The 2375-nt window shown below is 71.9% G+C and carries 2 protein-coding genes and 1 pseudogene; 1 reads left to right on the forward strand and 2 read right to left on the reverse strand.

The features are described 5' to 3' along the window. A pseudogene (locus G6024_RS14695) lies at positions 1-356 on the reverse strand (chromosome partitioning protein); the annotation flags it as partial. A gap of 317 nt (positions 357-673) precedes the next feature. On the opposite strand from G6024_RS14695, the gene G6024_RS14700 reads away from it, so the two are divergent. Then, complete coding sequence (locus tag G6024_RS14700) at positions 674-1507, forward strand: HAD family hydrolase (protein ID WP_096906146.1); 834 nt, start codon at positions 674-676, stop codon at positions 1505-1507. Positions 1508-1968: 461 nt separating this feature from the next. Here G6024_RS14700 and G6024_RS14705 read toward each other — a convergent pair. Beyond that, the coding region (locus G6024_RS14705) for a Fic family protein (RefSeq protein ID WP_478213497.1) at positions 1969-2375 on the reverse strand (407 nt) is incomplete at its 5' end.

The raw sequence follows: 2375 nt of genomic DNA on the forward strand, positions 1-2375 counted from the left end.
GCCGCCGCGAGGGTGCTGGCCCCGCAGCCGCCCACCGCGCCGGCGACCACGATCAGCGGACCCGACCGCGTACGCACCGGCGCGAGCAGCGCACCCACGAGATCGCCGGTGCCGGACGGCAGGCGGACCACCTCGTCGTCGTCGCCCCGGTCGCGGTCAGACCCCACCCGCACGACGCGTGACCTACCGGTATCCACCACGGCGTCCGCGCGATCGGTGACCACCACCTCGGAGTGGTTCCCGGCCCGGGTGTCCGTGTCCAGGGCGAGGGCGGCCAGGACGGCACGCACGTCGGCGTCCAGATCGGGGTCCGCGACGTCCACCGCGACGGACCGCGCTCTCGTAGTCGTGTTCACGGGGCTCAGCCTCGCGCATCCACCCGCCCGTCGACCGCTCCGCGGAGGCCCACGGCGGCCCGCCTGTGGAGGGGGACGGGGCTGTGGACAACGTGCCGCGGGGAAAGCTCGCGAGGGCACTGTGCGGTGGGCGCGTCGGCAGCTGTCCGGTACAGCCGAGCCCGCGAAATGCGAGAGACCGCGGCAGGGGGTGCGGCGGTCTCTCAGAAGTGTCAGTTCTCGGGGGGATGAACTGAGCACCTTAGGGGGATGCCCATCACGGGCACCGTCAGTATCGCCCATCTGCGTCGCCAGCACAAGAACCGTATCGTTGGGGCGTGTCCGCCCCACGCCCACCGGGCCCCAGGATGTCGCACCGCCCTCGCCGGGTCGCTGCGTTCTTCGACCTGGACAAGACGATCATCGCGACCTCCTCGGTGTTCGCGTTCAACAAGTCGTTCCTCGGCGAGGGACTGCTGTCGCGACGGTCGGTGATCGATCTGGCTTATACGCAGCTGGCGTTCAGCCTGTCCGACGCCGACGACGAGCAGATGCAGAAGGTGCGTCAGGCCATGGCGACCGCCACCAAGGGGTGGTCGCCCGAGCAGGTCGAGCGGATCGTCACCGAGGGACTCAAGGAGACCGTCTCCCCGACCGTGTACGCCGAGGCCCAGGACCTGCTCGCCGAGCACCGCGCGCTGGGCCACGACCTGGTGATCGTGTCCGCCTCGGGCGAGGAGTTGGTGGCGCCGATCGCCCGGATGCTCGGCGTGGACCACTACGCCGGCACGCGGATGAACCGGGACGCTGACGGCCGCTACGGCGGATCGATCGAGTTCTACTGCCAGGGTCCCGGCAAGGCGGAGGCGATCAGCGCGTTCGCGGAGCGCTACGGTTACGACCTCGAGGCGAGCTACGCCTACTCGGACTCCTCCACCGACCTGCCCATGCTCGACATGGTCGGCCACCCGACGGTCATCAACCCCGACCGCGCACTGCGGCGCGAGGCGCTGGAGCGGGGCTGGCCGATCCTGACGTTCGAGAACCCCACTCCGCTGCTGCCCACGCTCGAACGGGCGACCGGGCCGATCGTCGGGGTCGCGGCCATCGTCCTGGCCGTGGGGTCCGCCACCGTGTCGTTCGTCCGGGCCGCGCGACACGCGGGGCGGTAGCGCGGACCATCGGTGCGCGCGGCGGCGGGGCGGGCCCGTGCGGTGCGTCGGCAACACCTCATCATCGGCGTCGGCGACGGGCGCGGGCGATAGCCGGACTCCCCCACGAGTTCCCGTGTTCCTTGTGCGATCCCACCATCGCCCCGGGCCGGTCACAGGCGGCATGCTCAGGGCACGGTGGTGAAGACGCCAGGACCGGGACGGAAGAGAAGTCACGGCCCCCCGCCCTCCTCACCGTCATCGACATTCGGAAACCCACGCGACGGATAACGCCCGAGAGGCAACACCAGCCGTGGGTCCGCGCCAGCTGTCACCGACGGTTGTCCCGGACCGGCGACACGGCGGATCACAGGACGCTTGGTACCCGGATCTCTCGATGCACCGCAGTGAATTGGCGGGTCGACTCCGGTCGGCCCGCCATTCGCGCGCGCCCGGCCCGTTCGGCCACCGGCGCGCTCCGCTTAGCCCCCGGCTGCGTCGGCGATCGAGGTGGCCTCGCGCGCGCCGGCCTCGAGGGCTCTACAGCAATGGAGGAGCCATTCGGTCACGCCCTCCCCGGTTCCCCCCATGTATCCCTCGATCGCGGCCCGGTGCGCCTCCGGGTCCCGATAGAAGGTCACCTCGGGCACGCCCAGGCAGTGGGGGTCGAGCCCGGTCGACACCCCGACCAGGCGGAACGCCGCCCGGGCGACGATCCCGTCCGCGGACCCGAACGGTCGCAGGCCCGAGAGTTCGCCGAGGACGACCGCGGCGAGGACGGGCGCCGGCGCGCGGGTGCCTCCGGTGACCAACTCGGCGAGGCCCTGGAGACGCTCGGCGACTCCCTCCTCCGGGCGCGGCCGACCGAGACCCTGCGGGTCCACCCCGG

This window comes from Dietzia maris, assembly GCF_014144855.1.
Classification (GTDB): domain Bacteria; phylum Actinomycetota; class Actinomycetes; order Mycobacteriales; family Mycobacteriaceae; genus Dietzia; species Dietzia kunjamensis.